15 protein-coding genes and 2 pseudogenes are annotated in these 21,616 nt (G+C 67.4%); 7 read left to right on the top strand and 10 right to left on the bottom strand.

Features of this window, described 5'->3' with window-relative positions:
* Entirely contained in the window at window positions 1–1,125 is a 1,125-nt protein-coding gene (locus B141_RS0109255) for an NAD(P) transhydrogenase subunit alpha (RefSeq protein WP_026257046.1), read from the bottom strand.
* 102 nt (window positions 1,126–1,227) lie between these two features.
* Between B141_RS0109255 and B141_RS0109250 the strand changes: the two genes are divergently transcribed.
* The gene (locus tag B141_RS0109250; protein ID WP_020574877.1) at window positions 1,228–1,980 is read left to right on the top strand and encodes a dienelactone hydrolase family protein; all 753 of its coding nucleotides are present in this window, start codon (window positions 1,228–1,230) and stop codon (window positions 1,978–1,980) included.
* Here the strand turns inward: B141_RS0109250 and B141_RS39760 are convergent.
* Together B141_RS39760 and B141_RS0109240 are read right to left on the bottom strand one after the other, a co-directional pair.
* A pseudogene (locus B141_RS39760) lies at window positions 1,961–2,721 on the bottom strand (response regulator). The gene B141_RS0109250 and the pseudogene B141_RS39760 overlap by 20 nt on opposite strands.
* Window positions 2,718–3,926 (bottom strand): sensor histidine kinase, encoded by a 1,209-nt coding sequence (locus tag B141_RS0109240; protein WP_051114018.1) that lies wholly within the window; start codon window positions 3,924–3,926, stop codon window positions 2,718–2,720. Before B141_RS0109240 ends, B141_RS39760 begins: the two are co-directional and overlap by 4 nt.
* 184 nt (window positions 3,927–4,110) lie before the next feature.
* On the opposite strand from B141_RS0109240, the gene B141_RS0109235 reads away from it, so the two are divergent.
* The 3 genes from B141_RS0109235 to B141_RS50580 all read left to right on the top strand — a co-directional run bounded on the left by B141_RS0109235 (window position 4,111) and on the right by B141_RS50580 (window position 8,608).
* Entirely contained in the window at window positions 4,111–7,587 is a 3,477-nt protein-coding gene (locus B141_RS0109235) for an efflux RND transporter permease subunit (protein WP_020574874.1), read from the top strand.
* Window positions 7,588–7,643: 56 nt separating this feature from the next.
* Window positions 7,644–7,802: a hypothetical protein gene (locus B141_RS49075; RefSeq protein ID WP_157180897.1), complete on the top strand. Its 159-nt coding sequence runs from the start codon at window positions 7,644–7,646 to the stop codon at window positions 7,800–7,802.
* Window positions 7,803–7,870: 68 nt separating this feature from the next.
* Window positions 7,871–8,608: a PIG-L deacetylase family protein gene (locus B141_RS50580; protein WP_020574872.1), complete on the top strand. Its 738-nt coding sequence runs from the start codon at window positions 7,871–7,873 to the stop codon at window positions 8,606–8,608.
* Window positions 8,609–8,797: 189 nt separating this feature from the next.
* Here the strand turns inward: B141_RS50580 and B141_RS45415 are convergent, their stop codons facing one another.
* Window positions 8,798–10,054 (bottom strand): hypothetical protein, encoded by a 1,257-nt coding sequence (locus B141_RS45415; protein WP_020574871.1) that lies wholly within the window; start codon window positions 10,052–10,054, stop codon window positions 8,798–8,800.
* Window positions 10,055–10,255: 201 nt separating this feature from the next.
* Here B141_RS45415 and B141_RS39750 point away from each other — a divergent pair, with 201 nt between their 5' ends.
* Entirely contained in the window at window positions 10,256–13,459 is a 3,204-nt protein-coding gene (locus tag B141_RS39750; protein WP_020574870.1) for a glycoside hydrolase family 2 TIM barrel-domain containing protein, read from the top strand.
* Window positions 13,456–14,220, top strand: a complete 765-nt coding sequence (locus B141_RS39745; protein ID WP_020574869.1) for a P-loop NTPase — start codon at window positions 13,456–13,458, stop codon at window positions 14,218–14,220. Before B141_RS39750 ends, B141_RS39745 begins: the two co-directional genes overlap by 4 nt.
* A gap of 13 nt (window positions 14,221–14,233) precedes the next feature.
* Here B141_RS39745 and B141_RS0109205 read toward each other — a convergent pair whose 3' ends face one another.
* Window positions 14,234–15,451 (bottom strand): RNA-guided endonuclease InsQ/TnpB family protein, encoded by a 1,218-nt coding sequence (locus tag B141_RS0109205; protein WP_040420838.1) that lies wholly within the window; start codon window positions 15,449–15,451, stop codon window positions 14,234–14,236.
* Here B141_RS0109205 and tnpA point away from each other — a divergent pair.
* Window positions 15,450–15,892, top strand: a pseudogene (gene tnpA / locus B141_RS50575) (IS200/IS605 family transposase); the annotation flags it as partial. The gene B141_RS0109205 and the pseudogene tnpA sit on opposite strands and share 2 nt — an antisense overlap.
* A gap of 43 nt (window positions 15,893–15,935) precedes the next feature.
* On the opposite strand, the gene B141_RS0109195 reads toward tnpA, so the two are convergent.
* The 5 genes from B141_RS0109195 to B141_RS0109175 are packed head-to-tail and all read right to left on the bottom strand — an operon-like array spanning window position 15,936 to window position 21,494.
* Window positions 15,936–16,835 carry an ABC transporter ATP-binding protein gene (locus tag B141_RS0109195; protein ID WP_020574866.1) on the bottom strand — a complete coding sequence of 300 codons (900 nt, stop codon included), beginning with the start codon at window positions 16,833–16,835 and terminating at the stop codon, window positions 15,936–15,938.
* Window positions 16,832–17,674 (bottom strand): ABC transporter ATP-binding protein, encoded by an 843-nt coding sequence (locus tag B141_RS0109190; protein ID WP_020574865.1) that lies wholly within the window; start codon window positions 17,672–17,674, stop codon window positions 16,832–16,834. The genes B141_RS0109195 and B141_RS0109190 overlap by 4 nt, the downstream gene beginning before the upstream one ends.
* Window positions 17,667–18,560 carry an ABC transporter permease gene (locus tag B141_RS0109185; protein WP_020574864.1) on the bottom strand — a complete coding sequence of 298 codons (894 nt, stop codon included), beginning with the start codon at window positions 18,558–18,560 and terminating at the stop codon, window positions 17,667–17,669. The genes B141_RS0109190 and B141_RS0109185 overlap by 8 nt, the downstream gene beginning before the upstream one ends.
* A gap of 13 nt (window positions 18,561–18,573) precedes the next feature.
* The gene (locus B141_RS0109180) at window positions 18,574–19,644 is read right to left on the bottom strand and encodes an ABC transporter permease (RefSeq protein ID WP_020574863.1); all 1,071 of its coding nucleotides are present in this window, start codon (window positions 19,642–19,644) and stop codon (window positions 18,574–18,576) included.
* Complete coding sequence (locus B141_RS0109175; RefSeq protein WP_020574862.1) at window positions 19,641–21,494, bottom strand: ABC transporter substrate-binding protein; 1,854 nt, start codon at window positions 21,492–21,494, stop codon at window positions 19,641–19,643. Before B141_RS0109175 ends, B141_RS0109180 begins: the two co-directional genes overlap by 4 nt.
* Window positions 21,495–21,616 lie beyond the last annotated feature (122 nt).

The raw sequence follows: 21,616 nt of genomic DNA, 5'->3' as shown, positions 1-21,616 counted from the left end.
TCAGCCCACCTCCCCGAGCAGATCCTGTGTCAATCGATGCTTGACGTCACCCGCGTGCGTCACGCAGCAGCCGGCCAGGACCTCGTCGTCGAAGTCGAGGTGGAGCTGGCCGTTGCGCACCATGAGCAGGAGCAGGTTGGCGACGTTCTGGCCGTAGAGTTGGCTCGCCGGCACCGGCATCTGGCTCGGCACGTTCAGCCCGCCCCAGATGAGGACGCCGTTCACCGACAACTCCTGCCCGGGCACGCTGCCGGCGACGTTGCCGCCCACGTCGGCCACCAGGTCGACGACCACCGAACCCGGCCGCATCCGCCCGATCATCTCGGGGGTTACGAGCAGCGGAGCCGGCCGTCCGGGGACCGCCGCCGTCGTGATCAGGACGTCAGCGTTCGCGACGTACGGCATGAGGAGCTCCCGCTGCCTGACGGACCGCTCCTCCGTCATCTCCCGCGCGTACCCACCCTCGCCCTCCAGCGGCGGAAGGTCGATCTCCACGAACTTCGCGCCCAGGCTCGCGACCTCCTCAGCGGAGCTCTTGCGGACGTCGTAGGCCTCCACCACGGCACCGAGCCGGCGCGCGGTGGCGATCGCCTGCAGACCGGCGACCCCGGCGCCCAACACCAGAACCGTCGCCGGCCGGACCGTGCCCGCCGCGGTCATGAAGAGCGGGAAGAAGCGGGGCAGGCGTTCGGCCGCGACGATCGCCGCGCGGTAGCCGGAGATCATCGCCATGGACGACAGCGCGTCCATCGTCTGGGCGCGGGACGTCCGTGGCACCAGATCCATCGAGAACGCCGTGATCCGGCGGTCACGGAACCGCCGGACAAGCGGCATCTCCTGCACGGTCGGCAGGAAGGAGATGGTGACGGTGTCCTCGCCGAGCGCGCGGGCCGTGGCCAGGTTGATCGGTTGCACCGAGAGCACGATGTCGGCGCCCTCGAGCACGTCGTCGCCGACGTAGGCGCCGGCGGCCCGGTAAGCCTCATCGGGCACGCCGACCTCGGCGCCGGCTTCGGGCTCGACAGAGACGTCAAGGCCGGCCTGCAATAGTCGGGGTAGTTGCTCAGGCAGCAAGGCAACCCGGCGCTCGCCTGGGCGTCGCTCCCTGAGGACCGCGATCCTCACGGGCGGCCACCCTACGGCACTGCGGGGGGCGCGGGATAGGTTCGGATCAAGCTCACACCACGAGCTTCACACATTCTCGGTGACGTCCCGCAGGGAGCTGCCATGTGCTTCGCGTACGACGCCCAACCACCCGAGCCGCCCGGAGCCGCAGATGTGGTCCCGGGCACGCCACTCACGTTGACCTCCGCCGACGGCACGGAGTTCGCGGCGTTCCGTGCCGAGGCCGCTCCGCCTTCTGGGGCTGGTGTCGTGATCCTGCCGGACATACGTGGGTTGTTCGCGTTCTACGAGCGTCTGGCCGAACGCTTCGCCAGCGTGGGGATCGACGCGGTCGCGATCGACTACTTCGGCCGCACCGCCGGGGTGAGCCCACGCGGGGACGACTTCGACTTCAGGCCACACGTCAGCCAGACGACGCCCGCGGGGGTGGCGGCCGACACCGCCGCCGCGGTGGCGCACCTGCGCGAGCGCAGGCGGGTGGAGAAGATCTTTGTGGTCGGCTTCTGTTTCGGGGGCTCGAACGCCTTCCTGCAGGCGTCCAACACCGACCTTGCCGGCGTCGTCGGCTTCTACGGCGGGATGCGCCCGCGGGTGGAGGGTGGTCCGACGCCGATCAGCGAGGCGCCGAGGTCCGCGGTGCCGGTGCTCGGGTTGTTCGGTGGGGCTGACACGGGCATCCCGGCCGAGCAGATCGAGGCGTTTGGTGCGGGGCTGTCCACCGCTGGGGTCGAGCACACCCTGCACGTCTATCCGGGGGCGCCGCACAGTTTCTTCGACCGGAGCTACGACGACTACACCGACCAGTGCGCGGACGCGTGGCGGCGGGTCCTGGCGTTTATCGAGGCGCACGGGTAACCGGCGGCGGGAGGCCGGTGCCGGGCGGCGGCCTCCGGCCACCTGGTGGCGTTCCCTGCCCGCCAGGGCGGACGAGCCCGGTCTCGTAGGCCAGCACCACGAGTTGGGCGCGGTCGCGGGCGTCGGTCTTGGTGAGAATGCGGCTGAGGTGGGTCTTGACGGTGAGAGGGCTCAGCACGAGCCCTCGGCGATCTCGTCGTTCGACTTTCCGAGCCCTACCTGGGTGAGCACCTCACGTTCCCGATCAGTGAGCACGCTGAGGTGGGTCGCCGCGGCCTCGTCGGTCTCGGGCTGGCTCAGGAAACGGCTGATCACCGCCCTGGTCGCGCCGGGTGAGAGGAGGGCTTCGCCGGCCGCGACGGTGCGGATAGCGTCCAGCAACACGTGCGGTTTGGCGTCCTTGACCAGAAAGCCGCTGGCGCCCGCCCGCAGCGCGGACACGACGTACTCGTCGATCTCGAACGTCGTGAGGATCAGGACCCGGACACCGGCGAGGGTCTCGTCGGCGGCGATCAGTTGGGTCGCCTCGAGGCCGTTCATGACGGGCATCCTGATGTCCATCAGGACGACGTCGGCCCGCAGCGCACGTGCCAGCCCGAGGGCTTCGGCGCCGTTGCTCGCCTCCCCCACCACCTCAAGGTCATCGGCGGAGTCGACGAGGATCCGGAAGCCTGCCCGGACGAGTACCTGGTCGTCGACGATCAGCACCCGAATGGTCGTCTGACCGGCTCCACTGGTCATCGGGCCTCCTCCGCCCAGGAGTCGGAGCGCCGGCCGATCGGCACCGTGGCGAGGACGCGGTAGCCGGACTCCGCGGGACCGTCCTGGATCACGCCGCCGAGCGCGTGCACGCGTTCGCGCATCCCGATCCGCCCGTGGCCGAGGTGGGGCGGGCCGCCCGCTGAGCCGACGCCGTCGTCGTGCACCTCCACCTTCAACTCGCCCTCACCGACGTACAGACACACGTCGACGGTGCGGGCCCTGGCATGTTTGAGCACGTTGGTCAGTGCCTCCTGGAGAACTCGATAGGTGACCAGGCCGGCCTCGGGCGGGACCACGCTGACATCGCCGGTGATCGAGGTGCGTAGCTCAAGACCCGCCGCGCGGACCGCCTCGGTGAGCTCGTCCACCTGGTCAAGGCCCGGGATCGCGGTGGTGGGGGCAACCTGCTCGCCGTCCTGGCGGAGGATGTCGAGAGTCACGCGGAGCTCTGAGAGGACCGCGTGGCTCGCGTCGTTGATATGCCAGAGGGCCTGCTTGGCCTGGCCGGGGTCCTGGTCGATCAGATGGGCTGCCACCCCTGACTGGATGTTGATCACCGCGATGTTGTGGGCGAGAACGTCGTGCAACTCCCGGGCGATCCGGATGCGTTCCTCGGCGACCTGGCGCCTGGCTTCCTCCTCTTTCGAGGCCTCGGCCCGGCGGGCGCGTTCCTCGACCTCGGCAAGGTAGTCGCGGCGGTTCCGGATCGCCGCCGCGATGGCGATCGGGAGGGCGACCCAGACCGGGGTGCTGACCGCGTGATACCACCGGGCCGGGTCGGCGACGAGGACGGCGCCGGTCAGGACGACCGCCGTACACAGGATTCCCACCCTGGCCACTTTGGGGTTGGTGGTCAGGACCAGGCTGCCCAGCGCCACCATGATCGGCAGGGTCGTCGGGCCTGGTTCTCCCGCGACGGCGATCGTGCTGACGCCCATGGTCACCGCCAAGATCAGGGTGGGGACCGGCCAACGCCTGCGCATCACCAACGCGAGCGCGGCCGACCAGGCCAGGAGGGCAGTCCAGCCGGCGTTGAGGACGCGGTCAGGATTAGCCCTCGAGAACGGCCCGTTCGCATCCTTGGCGAGGTAGGGGACCGCGACCAGCAGCGCGATGACCAGCGCCACCAGAACGTCTCGCGCCGGCCCGCGTACGCCTAGGATCCGCCGGCATCGAGCGAGCACCCCGACAGGGTAAGGCGGGTTCTCGCGGCGGACATCCTCGCCGGTGAGTATCCGCCGCCGGCCGGTGTACTCCTGCGGGTGTAATCGGACCGCCTTCAGGTTGATCCCTCACGCGGACGTGGCGGCCCGGCGTTCCTCAATACCCTCCGTGATAACCAGTGGAACGGCCGACAGGAAGAGCGGAATGTCCAGATTAGCCAGGCTGAGCCTCGCCAACCGGAGCCTCATCGCGCTCGCGTCGTTCGCCATCGTGGCGTTCGGTGTGGTCTCGATGCTGTCCACCAAGCTGGAGCTCTTCCCGTCTCTCACGCTGCCCCAGGCCACGATCACCGCGGCCTACCCCGGCGCCTCGCCGGAGATCGTCGAGCGCGAGGTCACCGAGCCGATCGAGGCGGCGATCGCCGGCGTCGACGGGTTGGAGGCCCGCACGTCGACCTCGGCCAGCGGCATCGCGATGATCCAGGCGGAGTTCGACTACGGCACAGACAGCAGGCAGGCGGTCCAGGACCTCCAGCAGGCGATCAACCGGGTCTCGGGTCAGCTTCCCGACGACGTGGACCCGCAGGTGCGGGCCGGCAGCACCGACAGCTTCCCGGTGATCATGCTCGCGGCCGGTTCCGACCTCGACGAGCGCACCCTCGCGCAAAGACTCGACACCCGCGTGGTGCCCGAGATCAGCGCGATTCCGGGCGTCCAGGACGTCCAGGTCACCGGCGCCCGCACTCAGCGAGTCATGGTCGATCTCGACCCCGACAAGCTGGCCGACCGGGGACTGACGTCCGCGATGGTCGGTCAGGCCCTGCAGGCCAACGGCGTCAGTGTGCCCGGCGGTCAGTTCACCCGCGGCGACCGGACCCTCGCGGTCGAGATCGGTGCGCCGTTCGACTCCGTGAAGGATGTCGTCGACCTCGAGCTTGTCCCGGGTCCGTCCGCGAGTCCGTCCGCGAGTTCGTCCGCGGGTTCGTCCACGCGTCCGCCCGCGGGATCAGCCGCCCGATCAGCCGCGCCGGTGAAGCTCTCGGACGTCGGGACTGTCAAGAGCGAGTTGGCGCCTTCGACGACCCTCACCCGCACCAACGGGAAGCCGACGCTCGGCATCATGGTGACCAAGACCGGTGACGGCAACACGGTCACGGTTTCCAATGACGTCAAGGACAAGATCAGCGACCTGCAGACCGCCCTCGGCGGCAACGCGAAGCTCACGGTCATCTTCGACCAGGCGCCCTTCATCGAAAGCTCCGTCGAGGGACTCACCACCGAAGGCGGGATCGGCCTGCTCTTCGCCGTGGTCGTGATCCTCGTCTTCCTGCTGTCCATACGCTCGACGCTGGTGACCGCGCTCTCGATCCCGTTCTCCCTGCTGGTCGCGATCATCGGGCTCTACGCCGGCGGCTATTCGTTCAACATCCTCACGCTGGGCGCGCTCACCGTCGCCATCGGCCGCGTCGTCGATGACTCGATCGTGGTGCTGGAGAACATCAAACGCCATCTCGGGTACGGCGAGGACAAGCGCCGGGCCATCCTTGAGGGCGTACGCGAGGTGGCCGGCGCCGTCACCGCGTCCACTCTCACGACGGTGGGGGTGTTCCTACCGATCGCGTTCGTCGGCGGGCAGGTCGGGCAGCTGTTCCAGCCGTTCGCCGTCACGGTCTCGATCGCGCTCCTCGCATCGTTGCTGGTCTCCCTCACGCTCATGCCCGTGCTGGCCTACTGGTTCCTCAAGCCCAGCGCCGCCAGCCCCTCCGAGCGGGAGCGAGTGCGTCAAGCGGCTCTTGACAAGGAGCGGCGCAGCCCACTCCAGCGGACCTATGTCCCCGTGATCAGGTGGGCCACCCGGCATCGGGTGACCACCATCCTCGCCGGCATCGCGGTCTTCGCCGGGACGATCGCGCTCGTCCCGATGCTGCAGACCAACTTCCTCAGCGGCTCCGGGCAGAACACCTTCTCCGTCACGCAGACGCTGCCGGTCGCGACGTCGCTCGAAAGCACCGACGAGGCCGCCCAAAAGGTCGAGCGCGTGCTGGCGGACCTCGACGGCGTGACCTCGTATCAGGTGACCGTCGGTGGCGGCGGTTTCAACTTCGGACCCGGCGGGGGCGTCAGCGGCTCCAACGAGGCGACCTTCTCGGTGACCACCGACGAGAACGCCGACCAGGCGGCGATCGAGAAGCGGCTCCGGGACGGGCTCGACGCACTGACCGGAGCCGGCGAGCTCACCGTCAGCACGGCCGAGGGATTCGGCTCCAGCGATCTCGAGGTGATCGTCCACGCCCCCGACTCCAGCACGCTCAGGGAGGCCGCCCGCCGGGTCGAGCAGGCGGTCCGTGACACGCCCGGGACAACCGACGTCCGCAACAACCTCGCCGCGGACATGCCGACCATGCGGGTGAACGTCGACCGGGCGAAGGCGGCCCGGGCCGGACTCTCGGAGGGCCAGATCGGGCAGGCCGTCCGCCAGGCGTTCGAAGGACAGCAGGTGGCGAGCGTGGCGTTGGCGTCCGGACAACAGGACGTCGTGCTACGCGAGGGCAGCTCACCCGCGACGCTTGCCGCCGTCCGCGACCTGCGACTCCCCACACCCGCCGGTAGTAGCGTCCGGATCGGCGACGTCGCGACGGTCTCCGAGGTCGAGCGCGCCGCGCAGATCACCCGGATCGACGGTGAGCGCACCGCCTCCATCACCGCGACCCCGACCGGCTCCGACACCGGCGGCGTGAGCACCACGCTTCAGGACAGGCTCGCCGACGTTGAGCTTCCAGCCGGTGCGACGTACTCCCTCGGTGGCGTGAGCCAGGAGCAGGGCGACGCGTTCCGTCAACTTCTCCTCGCGATGCTGGCCGCCATCGCCGTGGTGTTCATGGTGCTGGTCGCGACGTTCCGCAGCATCGTGCAGCCACTGATCCTGCTGGTGTCGATCCCGTTCGCGGCGACGGGAGCGCTGGGCCTCCTGCTGGTCACGGACACTCCTCTGGGCGTGCCCGGCCTGATCGGCATGCTCATGCTGGTCGGCATCGTGGTGACGAACGCGATCGTGCTCATCGACCTGATCAACCAGTATCGCGAGCAGGGCATGAGCGTCCGCGACGCGGTGATCGAGGGCGGCCGGCGCCGGCTGCGTCCCATCCTCATGACGGCGATCGCGACGATCTGCGCCCTGATCCCGATGGCGCTGGGGCTTACCGGCGGAGGTGTGTTCATCTCCCAGCCCCTGGCGATCGTCGTGATCGGAGGCCTGGTTACGTCGACCCTGCTGACGCTGGTCCTCGTGCCCACGCTCTACACGATGGTCGAGGGTCGCAAGGAACGCCGTCGCCAGCGCAGGGAAGCCCGTCGCCCGATCGGATCGGGCGCCGACGCGCCGACGAACGCCGTCGAGCCAAGCGCAGCCACCGCGGACACCGCGCCGGCACCGACGTCAGGTGTGGCGGCAGCGCCCGCGTCGACGGAGGTCGCGGCGCCCGCGGTGGTGACCGCGCCAGAGGCGGCGGCAGCAGGGCACGCCGCCGCGGGCAACGGTGGAGCCCGCCACCTGGCCACGATGACGCTCGCGCCTGCCGAGCAGGCGAACGGCGCCCCCGCGAGTTCGACGGTGCGGGTCGGCGTCCTGCAGGTCGAGGTGGTCGTGCGTACCGCCGGCACCGACGACAGTAAGGCCACCTGACCGGCGGATGGCCGCCAGCGACGGGGCACGCGAGGAGATCCGGCACGATGGTTCGCATGATCAGGCCGGACGCGCGTGCCCCTCAGCTACCGACGGGCACCCAGGTCGTGCTGCGCGTCGGCGCCACGGACACGACTGGATCGGCCGTGGGGCGGGGCATGACCGGTCGTGTCGCCGGCACCGAGGAGACCGGCCTCGAGGGCATCACGATCTAGCNACCACATACATAAAGGGGGTATACCTATACGCCACCGAACCTGAGGCGACGGAGGGATCCTGACCGATGAAGGTCCTCATGCTGGCGAGCTACGGGCTGGAGATCGTCGAATGCGGTGGCGCGCTGGCGCGTGCGCTGGCCGCCGGCGATGAGGTACACGCGGCGGTCCTGATGTCGCGGGAGGAGAGCCGGCCGCAGGTCATCAAGGCGGCGAGCATCCTCGGCATCGCGGACGTGGAGTTCCTCGGCGTCAACGCCGGCGAGGTCGACCTGTCGCCGGCCAGCAAGGTACGTATTGTCGAACTGCTTCGCAGGGTCCGCCCCGATCTGGTGATCATGCAGGATCCTCAGCACGCACAGCACGACCTCGACCCCGACCGCCGGATCATCGCGCTGCTCTACGCCGAGGCCCTCGCGGTGTCCTCCCGCGACTGGCGGATCGAGGAGTGCGGCGGCCACCCGCCGATCAGGATCCCGACGATCTATTACATGACGCCCGAACACCCCAACGTCGTCGTCGAGATCAGCGAGGTCTTCGCACTCAAGCAGGAGGCGCTCGCCGTGCTCTCGTCCCAGAACACCTTCAGCGCCCAGCACTGGCGCGCGCAGGCCAGCGACGAGGTCCTCCAGTCGATCATCCCCGCCTGGAACGACGGCAGCCTCGAGACCCTCGGCCGCGAAGGGCAGCGGCAGCTGTTCACCGCCCTCGCCCTGTCCAACGGTCTGGCGTCGCACTCCGGAGCGGTGCTGGGCGAGGCGTACCGCCGGGAGGGCAGCTTCCTCGTCGACCGGCTGACCCCCTGACGCGCCGACCCGCACCGCCCGCAGCCGACTGCTGCCGACCGTGAAGCCACGGCCGGAAGCAGGCGGGCGGATGTCCGCGGTTTCTCAGCGGGCGGTGTTGCTCGCCCAGAGGGGTTGGTTCGCGGCGTTCCTGAGAACGAGATTGCCGTCAGGCCCGATGGTGAACGCCCTACCACTCTTGCCGGCCGTCTATGTCGACCACAGGGGACGGCCGCTGGCGCTGGCCACGACGACGTTGCCGTCGCCCTGGAAAACGGTGTAAGCGCCGGGATTGCCGTGCGTCCCCGTCGCCCAGATGACCTTCTGCGCCGCGTCCTGGATGACGAGGTTGCCGTCGGAGTACTGATCGAGGCGGTACGCGCGGTTCACGGACCAACGATCCTGGCCAGCGCGGAGTTGTTGGCCACGCAGCAGTTGATGCCTGGTGGTCGACGACCCCCACACGCCCTTGCCATCGGGCCGCACGACGACGAGATTGCCGTCGACGTTCATGTGGGCGAAGGCGTTCGGGTCGCTCGACGCTGACCACCACAGGCTCTTGCCGGCAGCGCTGAAGACCACAAGGTTGCCGTTGGTCTGCATAACGGTGTAGGCGCCCGGATTTCCGTGGGTCTGGGAACTCCAGATCGCCTTGTTCGAGCCGTTCAGGACGACCAGGTTGCCGTCGCCCAACTGCTGAAGTCGGTACCTCCCGTCGGGAGAGGTACGAGATTGGTTCGGCCGCAGGCGCTGGCCGGGGTAGATCCGGGACACCTGCGTCTTGCTGGCCCAGACCGCCTTGGCACCGTAGACGACCGCGTTGCCATCGTCTTGTACGGCGAGTGCCGTGCCGACGTTCTTGGTGACGCTCTCGAAGAGCGGCTCTCCTTTAGCGGTGTACGTCACGAGGTTGCCGTCATGGTTGAACCGCGTGTAAGCGCCCGGATTGCCGTGGGTCTGCGTACTCCACACTGCCTTGTCAGAGCTGTCGAGCAGGACGAAGTTGCCATCGGGCTGCTGGCCGAGCGTGTACTTACCGTTGGGCGACTTCACCGCGTCGCCCGGCGCGAACCTGGTGCCCGGCTCGACCAGACCCTTGACCTCAGCCGACTCGCGCTCGGAACGCCGGGCGGCGGCCTCAGCCTCGCCCGACTCAACCTTCGCGCGCCGGTCGGCCGCCGACTGATCGGAGGTCTTGCCATCGGCGTCACCAGCGTCCCCGGCGCCCGCTTCCACGCCCGGCGTCACCGACGGGTCTGAGGCCCTGTCGCGTGTGTGGCCACTCCCCTTCGCGGAGGCATTGGGGCTCGTCTCGTCCTGGGCCCCGCGATCAGCTTCCGCATCGTTGAACCACGAGACGGGGTTGAGCGTGACCTCCCCACTCGCCGCGTCGCCGGCACAACCCGTGATGAGCCCGGCAGCAAGTAACGCGCCCACCCCGAGGACGGCATGCGACTTCTTCATCATGGTGTGATCTTCCTTGGTGGGATCCGATATCGAGACCGTGCCGCGGCCAACACGGTCGCCCGAACCACCCGTGACCAGAACCGGGCAGCGCGAGCCGCGAGCGAGGCTAGGGCGGTGCGCTCCCATATCACTCCCAGATCGCTCCCACCCCGGAGCGGGCTCTACCGTTGAGCCCATCGCAGGCACCAAGGAGGGGCACCAATGCCAGCAGCAGCCGACCACCCCGAGCAGGCATCCGTTCCGGCGACGACCGCGGTGGCGGCGCTCCGCCCGTGGGAGAACCCCGAGTTCACCGGCGCCAACCGCCTGCCCGGCCGGGCGAGCCTCCTCCCCTATGCCAGCGCGGACGATGCTCGGGCGCAGGCGAAAGCCCGGACGCTACCGCTCGACGGCGAGTGGTCGCTCAGGGTGGTCGATCGGCCCGAGGACACTCCAGCCGACTTCCCGGACCCCGAGCTTGACGTCTCCTCCTGGGCCACCGTCGCGGTGCCGGGCAACTGGACCATGCAGGGTCACGGCCGGCCGCAGTACACCAACGTGCAGATGCCGTTCGCACCGAACCGACCGCCGTACGTCCCCGACCACAACCCGACCGGTCTCTACCGCACGACGTTCACGGTGCCCGAGGACTGGGCCGGCAGCCGGATCGTCCTGCATCTCGGTGGAGCGATCTCGGTGTCCTCGATCTGGCTGAACGGCACACCTGTCGGGATCGGCAAGGACTCCCGGCTGCCGAGTGAGTACGACGTGACCGCGGCGCTGCGTCCTGGCACCAACGTCCTCGCCGTCCAGGTGATCCAGTGGTCAGACGCGAGCTACATCGAGGACCAGGACCAGTGGTGGCAGGCCGGCATCCACCGCTCGGTCTATCTCTACGCGACGGCGCCCACCTACCTCGCCGACGTCGCGGTCACCGCGGGGTACGACCACGAGACCGGTGCCGGCTCACTCGACGTCCAGGTCGGTGTGGGCGAGTTGCCCGCCTTCGGCTGGCGCGTCGTCGTGACCCTGGACGGTCCCGACGGGCAAGGCGTCCTTGACGAGCCGTTGACGGCCGAGCCACGACCGCGTGCCGGCGACCTCCCGGGGCTCGCCGTGGCCACTGTCAACGCCACCTTGCCGAGCGTCCAGCCCTGGTCGGCGGAGATTCCCACGCTCTACACGGTCATCGTGAGTCTGGTCGACCCGGACGGGCAGGAGATCGAGGCCACCCGCACCCACACGGGGTTCCGTACGATCGAGATTCGTGACCGACAGCTCCTCGTCAACGGCAAGGCCGTCTACATCCGCGGCGTCAACCGGCACGAGCACCACGACGAGTTCGGCAGCGCGGTGCCGCGCGAGACGGTGGTGAACGACGTCCGCGTTCTCAAGGCGTTCAACGTCAACGCGGTCCGCACGTCCCACTACCCGCCCGACCCTTATTTCCTTGAGCTTGCCGACACCTACGGCTTCTACGTCATCGATGAGGCCAACATCGAGTCGCACGCCAACTACGACACCTTGTGCGACGATCCGCGTTATCAGGCAGCCTTCGTCGACCGGGTGAGCCGGATGGTGCTGCGCGACCGCAACCACCCCTCGATCATCGCGTGGTCGCTGGGCAACGAGTCGGGGTACGGCGCCAACCACGACGCCGCCGCCGGATGGGTACGGCGGGTCGATCCGTCCCGGCTGGTCCACTACGAAGGCGCGATCGCCCGTGACTGGTCGGACGGTCATCCCTCCTCCGACCTCGTCTGCCCGATGTATCCCTCGATCGACCGGATCGTCGAATGGGCCACCACGACCGACGACCACCGGCCGCTGATCATGTGTGAGTACGCCCACGCCATGGGCAACAGCTGCGGCAACCTCGCCGACTACTGGGAGGCGATCGAGTCCCACCACGGGCTCCAGGGCGGTTTCATCTGGGAGATGCTCGATCACGGGATCCGCAAGACGACCGAGGACGGCCGGACCTTCTGGGCGTACGGCGGTGACTTCGGGGACGAGCCGAACGACGGCAACTTCGTCTGCGACGGGCTCTTCTGGCCCGACCGGACGCCCCACCCGGCGATGTGGGAAGCGAAGCGGTTGTTCCAGCCGTTCGACGCCGGTCTCCTCCAGGATGGCCTGCTCCGCATCCGCAACAAGTACGACTTCCGTGACCTGTCACACCTGCGGATCTCCTGGGAGGTCACGGTGGACGGCTCCGTCGTCGAGTCGGGCACCCTAGACCAGCGGTCAACGCCGGCTGGCGCCAGCGAGGACCTCCCGGCCCCGTGGACGGCCCCGACGCTGGAGCCGGGCCAGGAAGCCCATGTGCTGTTGCGTTTCGTCGACCCGCACGAAATTCCGCTGATCGGTGCCGGGCACGAGCTCGGCTGGGTCCAGCTGCCGCTCGCGATCGGGGCGGTGACCGAGCCCGTGACCGAACCCCTGACCGCACCGTCGGCGGAGTCCGCACCCTCGGCCCAGACCGCCGCGCCCCTGACAGTCGAGGAATCCGAAGCCGGCTGGACGATCCGGGGTGACCGTACCGAGGTCGTCGTACGCCGCCACGATGGCGCGCTGACGGCGTGGCGGGTCGACGGCACGGATCTCCTTGCCAGCGGTCCGATCCTCAACGCCTGGCGGGCGCCCACCGACAACGACGGCATCCGCGACTCCGACGAGCCGTGGCACAAGGACCATCAGGCGTACTTCCGCTGGCTCGACGCCGGACTCGACCGGTTGGTCGCGCACGTGGAGTCGGTGAGCGTCGAGCCCGACAAGGACGGCCGAGTGGTGGCCCTTCGCTCGGAACGCCTGATCGCCGACGGCCACGCGCACGGCATCGCCCACCGCGCGAGGGTCACCATCGCACCCGATGGCTCCCTGAGCGCCGAGCACGAGTTCGACGTGGACGCGGCCCTGCCCGACCTGCCCCGCGTCGGTGTCGCGGCCACGGTGCCGGCCGGCTTCGAGCAACTGGAGTGGTTTGGTCGCGGACCGCACGAGAGCTACGTCGACCGCAAGGTCGGCGCCGCACTCGGCCGGTGGCAAGGCACGGTTGACGACCAGTACGTGCCGTACATCCTGCCTCAGGAAAACGGCAACAAGACCGACGTCCGCTGGCTCGCCCTGCGCCGCGAGGATGGCGTGGGTCTGCTGGTGAGCGCTCCCATGCCGGTCGAGGCAAAGGTTTCGCACTATTCAGACGCGACGCTGGGCTCGGCCGCACACACCGTCGACCTCGTGCGCGACGACGTCACCCACCTCACGATCGACGTCCGTCAACGTGGCCTTGGCGGTGCCAGCTGCGGCCCGGACACGCTGGAGCGGTACCAACTGCCGTCGGGTACGACGTACGAGCTGCGCTACCGCCTGCTCCCGTTGGGCGCCAGCGACGACCCCGCGACCCGGCACCGGCGTTTCTCATGACGGTCAACGTCGTCTTCGCCAGTGGCAAGGGTGGTGTGGGCAAGAGCACCGTGGCACTCAACGTCGCGGTCGCTCTTGCCCAGGAAGGGATCCGGGTCGGGCTGATCGACGCCGACATCTACGGCCCGGACATCCCCGCGATGGTGGGCATCACCCGCCGGACACCGGCGACCTCGATCACGCTGTGGCAGGCCCAGGTGCCGGCCGTCGAGCCGGTCGAACACCTGGGTGTCAAGATCATGTCGGCGCAGTTCCTGATCGCCGAAGACCAACCCCTGGACTGGCAGATGCCGCTGGTCGGTCTGCTCATGCGCCGCCTCGTCCATGACGTCACGTGGGGTGAGCTCGATCTCCTGCTGGTTGATGTGCCGCCAGGCACGGGCGACCTGCAGCAGGAACTCTTCACGCTGCTAGCAGATCCCTGGGTCGTGCTCGTCGTCACGCCGCAGTATTCCGCCCATCTCGACGGCCGCAAGCTGGTGTCCATGCTGCAACGCAGGAACATCAGGATCTTCGGTGGCGTGGAGAACATGACCGGGCTCGACTGCCCGTCGTGCGGCGCCCAGATGCGACTCTTCGAGCAGGTGAGTGAGGAGTACGCCATCTGGAGCCAGGGTGTCGGACGATTGGCGGAGGTGCCGTTCACGCCCGCCGACGTGGCGAGCAACGCACACACGCCGCTCGTCCTGGCCGCGCCCGACGCTCCCGCGAGCTGGCAACTGCTCGAAGTTGCTCGGAAGATCAGATCGGTCCTCCTTTGACTTCCTCCCGGATCTAAAGGACCGGGATTCCTACCACGGTCGGCTGACCGTCTCGGTGGGTTCCTGCTTCACCGCGCTGTGCCGGGACGAGTCCCGGGCTTACCTGCGCTCCACAGGCTGTCACCGCCAGTCCGGCGGCCTTGGCGACGTTGACCGCCGCGTTGATGTCTCGGTCCAGGACGGTTCCGCACGCCCCGCAGGTCCACTCTCGGATGTGCAGGGGTTTGGGGCCGTCCTTCACGCAACACACGGAACACACCTGAGAAGTGGGCTCGAATCGGCCGATGCGGACAAAGGCACGCCCGTACCGGGTGGCCTTGTACTCCAGCATCGCCGTGAAGGCGGACCATCCGGCGTCGTGGACGGACTTGGCCAGGCGCGTGCGGGCGAGTCCCTTTACCGCCAGGTCCTCAACGGCGATCGCTTGGTTCTCGCGGATCAGCTTGGTTGAGAGCTGGTGGTGGAACTCCCGCCGCGCGTCGGCCACCCGCGCATGAGCACGGGCAACCCGGTGCCTGGCCTTGTCCCTGTTCTTGCTCCCCTTCGCCTTTCGGGACAGGGCACGCTGAGCCTTCTTGAGTTTCCTCTCCGCGCGGCGCAGAAAGCGCGGAGAGTTGATCTTTTCGCCGTCCGATAGAACTGCGAAGTGCCCCAGCCCGAGATCGATGCCGATCTCGGGCGTGGTCTCGGGCAGCACCTCGCACGGGCCGGTCTCCACGACGAACGAGGCGAAGTACCGGCCCGCGCTGTCCTTGACCACCGTCACCGTGGACGGCGTGGACGGCAGCGTGCGCGACCACTTCACCGATACGTCGCCGATCTTCGGAAGCCGGAGCTTGCCGCCCGGTGTGATCTTCCATCCGGCGTTCGCGGTGAACCGGATCGACTGGCGGGTGTCCTTGCGGGACTTGAACCGGGGCGCACCCATCTTCGGACGCTTGCCCTTCAGCCCGTCGAAGAAGTTTCGATAGGCGGTGTCCAGGTCACGCAGGGACTGCTGCAGCACGACAGCGGATACCTCGCCGAGCCAGGCCCGCTCGGCGGTCTTCTTCGCGGCGGTGAGCTGCTTGGACAGCTCCGCCGTCGGGACGTACGGCAGTCCGGCCGCGCGGGCGTCCTCGCGGACGCGGAGCGCGTCGTTGAAGACGACCCGGGCGCACCCGAACGCCCGTGCCAGCGCAGCACACTGACGCCCGTTCGGGTACGGGCGGAAGCCGTACCGAAGCTGCATGACGATCACTCTACCGTTGGTCTATGTCACCAAGGTGGAAAACCTGAATCCCGTTATTCGTAAGGGCCGAACGATTGCTTACAACCTTCACGCACATTTGGTGTTCGTCACCAGCGCAGTGTCCTCAATTACGAGATACTGACGCGCTGCGAAGAGGTCATGCGCAAAGTGTGCGAGGGCTTCGACGCGGAGCTGAAAGAGTTCAACTGCGACGCCGATCACGTACACCTGCTGGTGCACTACCCGCCCAAGGTCGCGTTGGCTTCGCTCGTGAACAGCCTCAAGGGTGTCTCGTCCCGCATCCTCCGACGGGACTTCACCGACCGCGTGATCCACGCGACCATGGACGGCCGATTCTGGTCCCCTTCGTACTTCGCCGGATCGTGCGGCGGCGCACCGCTGTCTGTCGTGAAGGAGTACATCGCTCAGCAGAAACGGCCGGACCGACGTCCGGCTGGCAACGGAGGGATACGATCCCCCGACCTCAAGGCCGGGGCACTCTCGCAGGATCAGAGGTAGGGACTTCCGGCGCGGCCTCCTCGCGGTCGGCCTCCTCGATGTCGATGCGGTCCGTCCAGCGCTTGTCCGGGTCGGGTTGTGGAACCGATGCCAGCAACATCTTGGTGTAGGAGTGGCTCGGCGTGTGCATCACCTGCGCGACCGGGCCCCGCTCCACGACGCGGCCCTTGGTGATGACCATGACGTCCCCACCGACGTAGTAGACCGTCGACAGGTCGTGGGTGATGAAGAGCGTCGTCATGCCGTACGCACGCTGGAAGTCCACAAGGATGTCAAGGAAGAGTTTGCGGACCTGCGCGTCGAGCATCGAGACCGGCTCGTCGGCGATGATGAACGCCGGCCGCAGCATGTGCACCCGGGCCAGCATGATGCGCTGGCGCTGCCCTCCCGAAAGCTGGTGCGGGTAGCGCCCGAGCACCTGTGCCGGATCCAGCTTCACCGCGCGAAGCGACTCCTCCATCAACTCCTGGGCGCGTGCCTTCGACTTCGTGAGGCCGAACTTCTTGATCGCCGTCCGCAGCACCCGGTCGACGCGGTAGACGGGGTTGAAGATCGCGTACGGGTCCTGGAAAACCGGCTGGACGTTGCGCCGGTAGTCGTCGTACTCCGCCCGTGACAGCTTGAAGATGTCCTTGCCGCCGTAGGTCACGGTGCCCGACGTCGGTCGCTGCAGGCCGAGAATGATCCGAGCGATGGTGCTCTTGCCGCTGCCGCTCTGGCCCACCAGGCTGACGATGTGCGGTGGGTCGGAGCGCAGCGTGAACGACGTCTCATGCACCGCGGTGAGGAACCCCGTCGCGCTGCCGCGAGCGTGGAACCGCTGCTCGACGTCGTGGAGCTCGATGTCCTTCGTTCTCGCGCTCATGCCACCGGACTCCGCTTCTCGTCCCGCCACGGCGCCTCGCCGATGCGTGGAATGGACTCGATCAGGCTTCGGGTGTAGGGATGGCGTGGTTGTTTGAAGACCTGCCGGACATCGCCGACCTCCACCACCTTGCCCTCGTACATCACCGCGACCCGGTCCACGAGTTGCGCGTGCACGCCCATGTCGTGCGAGATCACCACGAGGGTGACGCCGAACTCGTCGCGTAGGTCACCAAGACTCTGCAGGATCACCCGCTGAATCGTGACGTCGAGCGCGGTGGTGGGCTCGTCGGCGACCACCAGGTCGGGCTCGAGCGCGATCGACATCGCCATCAGCACGCGCTGTTTCATGCCACCGGACAGCTCGTGGGGATACATCCGGACGACACCTTCGTCAAGGCCAACTTGACGGAGGAGCCGGGGGACCATCGTGGCGAGTTGGTTTCGACGCTCGGGTGCGTGTTCGAGGATGACGTCGCGGAACTGCTCGCCCACCCGCATGACCGGATTCATGGAGTTCATCGACCCCTGCGGGAGGTACGACAGCGACCGCCAGCGCAGCGAACGGAGCCGGCGTTCGTCCATCGCCAGGAGATCGACCGACGGCTGGCCCGACGGATGGAAGTCGATCGAGCCGCCCGCGACGTAGCCCGGTGCTCTCAGCAGGCGAAGGAGAGCGACTGCCAAGGTGCTCTTGCCACTGCCGGACTCCCCCGCGATACCGAGGATCTCACCACGCCGAACGGTGAGATCGACGCCGTCCACGGCTGGTACGTCGCCCTGCGTCGTGCGGTAGTGAACCCTGAGGTCCTTGATCTCGACGAGCGCATCGTCAGGCACCGGCAACTCCTCGCAGGCGCGGGTTGTAGACCTCTTCCAACCCGATGTTGATGAGATTGAGTGCCGCGAACAGCAGGGTGAGCAGGAAGATCGGCGCGACGAACATCGGCCAGGCGCCCAGCGTCATCGCACCGGTGCCGATGGCACTGAAGATGATCTTCCCGAGGTCGATGGTCTCACCGGGCCCGAGGCCGATCACCTCCAGGCCGACCAGGGCGAAGATCGCGCCCAACGCCGACGAGGCGAAACCGACCCCGATATAGGGCAGCATGTTCGGGAGCAGCTCGTAGGCGATGATTTCGAGGTCGCGAAGCTTGCTCACCTTGGCGAGCTCGACATAGGGCCGGGCCCGCAGGCTCAACACCTGCGAGCGGATCGTGCGCGCCGCGAACGGCCAGCTGAACGCCGCGAGCATCAGACCGAGCTCGACGATGCCGACGTTCTTGGTGTAGGCCGACAGCGCGATCAGCAGCGGGAAGCTCGGCACCACGAGCACCATGTCGGTGATGGTCGAGAGCGTGCCGTCCACCGCGCCGCCCTTGTAGCCCGCGACGAACGCCATGATCACGCCGACCACCGTCGACAGCACACCCGCGATCGCGCCGACCTCGAGCGACACACGGAGGGCGCCGATCGTCATCGCGAAGAGATCCCGACCGAACTGATCCGTACCGAACCAATGGTCCGGCGAGGGCCGGAGCCATTTCTGGTACGCCGCGATGGCAACCGGATCGGTACCCTGACCGACCGCGGCCGAGATGAGCGGGCTGAGCAGGGCGAGCAGGATCAGGCCGATGAGCAGCACCAGCCCGGTCGAGAGTTTCCAGTTCTCCCGCAATCTTCGCGCCACGCCACGCAGGGGTCTCAGAGTGGACTGCAGGGTCATCGCACCACCTTCGTTAGCGCCAGTACTTCACCCGCGGATCGAGCAGCGGGAGCAGGAGATCGAGGATGAGGTTGGCGGTGAGTACCGAGAAGATGGCCAGGTTGGTGATCCCCATGATGGTGTTGAAATCAAGAATGCCGATGGCCTGCACCAGGGTCGCGCCGAGGCCGGGATAGCTGAAGAGCTGTTCGACCAGCACGTTGCCGTTGAAGATGAAGCCGAGCGAGATTCCGAACGCCGTCACCTGCGGCAGGTAGCAGTTGCGCAGGGCGTACCTCGTGAGGATCCTACGCGGCCGCAGGCCCTTCGCCTGTGCGTACGTCAGATAGTCCTCACCAAGCACCGGCACCATCAACATCCTGGTCGACAGCAGCCAGGAGAAGACGCCGATCACCACGATCGATAGACCGGGCAACAGGCCATATCGCAGCAGGCTTGCGATGAACTCCAGGCTGAAGCCTGGTTGGAGTCTCGCGTCGTACGCCGATCTCGCCGGCAGCCAGTTCAGCTGGTAGGCGAAGACGAACGTCAGGATCAGGGCCAGGAAGTAGTACGGCACGTGCGAGAGCGCGATGGAGAGGTTCGTCACCAGATCGGCACCGAACTTGCCACGACGCCAACCAGCGAGCGCACCCGCGAGCAGGCCGAGGATCCAGGCCAGCACGGCGGCGATCCCCAGCAGGCCCATCGTCCAGGGCATCGCCCGCATGATGACGTCCTGGGCGGGCGTCGGATAGTTGAGCAGGGAGGGGCCGAGATCCTGTTGGACCAGCACCTTGTACATATAGTGCAGGTACTGCGAGAAGAGGTTCCCGTCGAGCCCGAACTCCTGCCGATAGCGCGCGATGACTTCGGCGCTGGCCTGCGCGTTGTAGACGTAGTTCTGCTGCAGAGTCTGGATGAAGGTCTGGATCGGATCGCCAGGAATCATCCGGAAGAAGAAGAACGCGACGGTCACCGCACCCCAGAGTTCGAGGAGATACAACCCGAACCTGCGAATGGCGTAACCCGCGAGCGGGTGGGCGCCGAGCCAGGCCCGCAGACCTCGCCCGGACGCCCGCTCCGGCGTCGCGACGGCCGTCACTTCTTGCCCGTCGGCTTGAGTTTGCCGATGACGAACACGAACTGCCCCCACCAGTTGTTCGGGACCTGGTAGAGATCATCCTGTGTGGGCCAGCCGGTCCAGTAGGTCGTGTTGTAGTAGGCGGGATAGGCGGTCTGGATGACCGGAATCACCGGCAGATTGCGGTAGTACTCCTCGAGGGCCTTCTCCAGCAGCGCCTTCGCCTCTGCGCTCTCCGGATTCATGCCGTCGAGCTGTCGCGACAGCTTGTCCAGCTCGGGGTCGCGCAGGCGCACCTGGTTACGGCCGACCGCGTTGGTGCCGACATTCTTGGCCCAGCGGCTCTGCATCGAGTTGTAGAGCTGGTTGGGATCCCAGGAGACGTTGCACACCCACTGGGAGGAGACGTCGAACTGTCCCCGCTCCCACTTCTCGCTGTGCACGGATCCGCTGTAGCTGCGGATCGAGGATCCCTTGAGGCCCAGCTTCTTCAGCTCCTGGACAACCAGCTGGCCGATGATGAACTCCGCACCGTCAACGCCTGACGGGGTGATGATCTCGACGGCGGCCGGCTTGCCCTTCCACATGCGGGTGCCGTCGGGCCCCTTCTTCGCGCCCATCTCGTCGAGCAGCTGCGCGGCCTTCTCCGGGTTGTACTCGAGCTTGTACTTGTCGGCGATCGACGAGATCTCCCACTTGTCGTTGCCGTCGTAGTCGGCCCAGGGATACTGCGCGGCGGGCGTCTTGACCGGCCAGACGGTGGTGCCGACCTTTCCCCGGTCGATCACGTAGGAGATCACCCAGTGCATACGGGGGTCACTCATGATGCCGCGCGAGGAGTCGGAGTTGAGCCAGAGCGCCCGTGGGCAAGGGTCGTGGAACGGCGTCGTGACGAGATTCTGGTAGCCCTCACCCCGCAGGACCTTCGCGTGTTCCTCGTCAAGGGAGCCGACGTCGAACTCCGCGCGCTTGAAGGCCTGGCTCGCCGCGTCCTGCGACTTCGCCGTCGTCTGGTAGATGACGAACTCCGGCGCCGGGTCGAATTTCTCCTTGTTCCAGTAGTTGGGGTTCTTCTTCCAGACGAACATCTTCTGGCTGGCGATCGCCTTGTCGAGCTGGTAGGCCCCGGTGCGCACCGGCGGGTTGTCACGGAACTTCGTGGGGTCCTGGTCGGCCCAGATGTGCTCCGGGAGTACGTCGAAGCCGCTGACGATCGTGCAGATGAATCCGTAGTGCAGCCGCGGGTTCGGCTTGCTGAGCTCGAGCGTCGCGGTCTGGTCGTCTGGTGTCAGGACGTTCTTGACGAAGTCCTTCAGGTCGCCGCCGCCACCGAGCAGGTCGGGGTGGTCGCGCATCAGCTCGACCGTGAACTTGAAGTCCTTGGAGGTGAACGCCTCGCCGTCGTTCCACTTCGCCTTGGGGTCGAACTTGAAGGTCAGCGCGGTGAAGTCGGCGTTGTATTCGTAGCCGGTGGCCAGCCACGGCATCAACTCGCCCGTCGGCAGGTTGAGATAGAAGAGATACTCCCGGCAGACGACGTCGAAGCCGTTGCCCGACTGGTTGCCGTTCGGGATCCGGAGGTTGAAGCTGTCGAAGACCTGGAAATCGACCTGGCCGACGACCAACGTCTTTTCTCTCGGCGTCGGGATATTGGCCTTACTCGCCGGCGGCGGCTCCTCGGCGCCTGCTGGCGGCTTCTTTCCGGTGCCCGAATAACTGCCACCATCAGAGGAGCACGCACCAAGAATCCCACCGCCAAAGGCGAGCGCGGCACTGGCGCCGAAACCGGCCTTGAGCGCGCGGCGCCGATTCATGAGCTGATAGCGAAGGACATCTTCGGTGTTCTCGTACTTCTTCCCTGTCGGCTCCATCGCGCCGGCCCTCCAGATGTCGTGCGTAGCGCACCGAAACGCAGCAGCATGGGGTGGGCAGACGTCGCCTGCCCAACGTGGTGGGCCAAGTAAATTCCCGGCGTCCTACCAAGTCAACATGT

Source organism: Actinopolymorpha alba DSM 45243 (assembly GCF_000373925.1).
GTDB lineage: Bacteria > Actinomycetota > Actinomycetes > Propionibacteriales > Actinopolymorphaceae > Actinopolymorpha > Actinopolymorpha alba.
The sequence above is the reverse complement of the archived record's forward strand: the minus strand, read 5'-3'. Positions and strand labels throughout refer to the sequence as shown.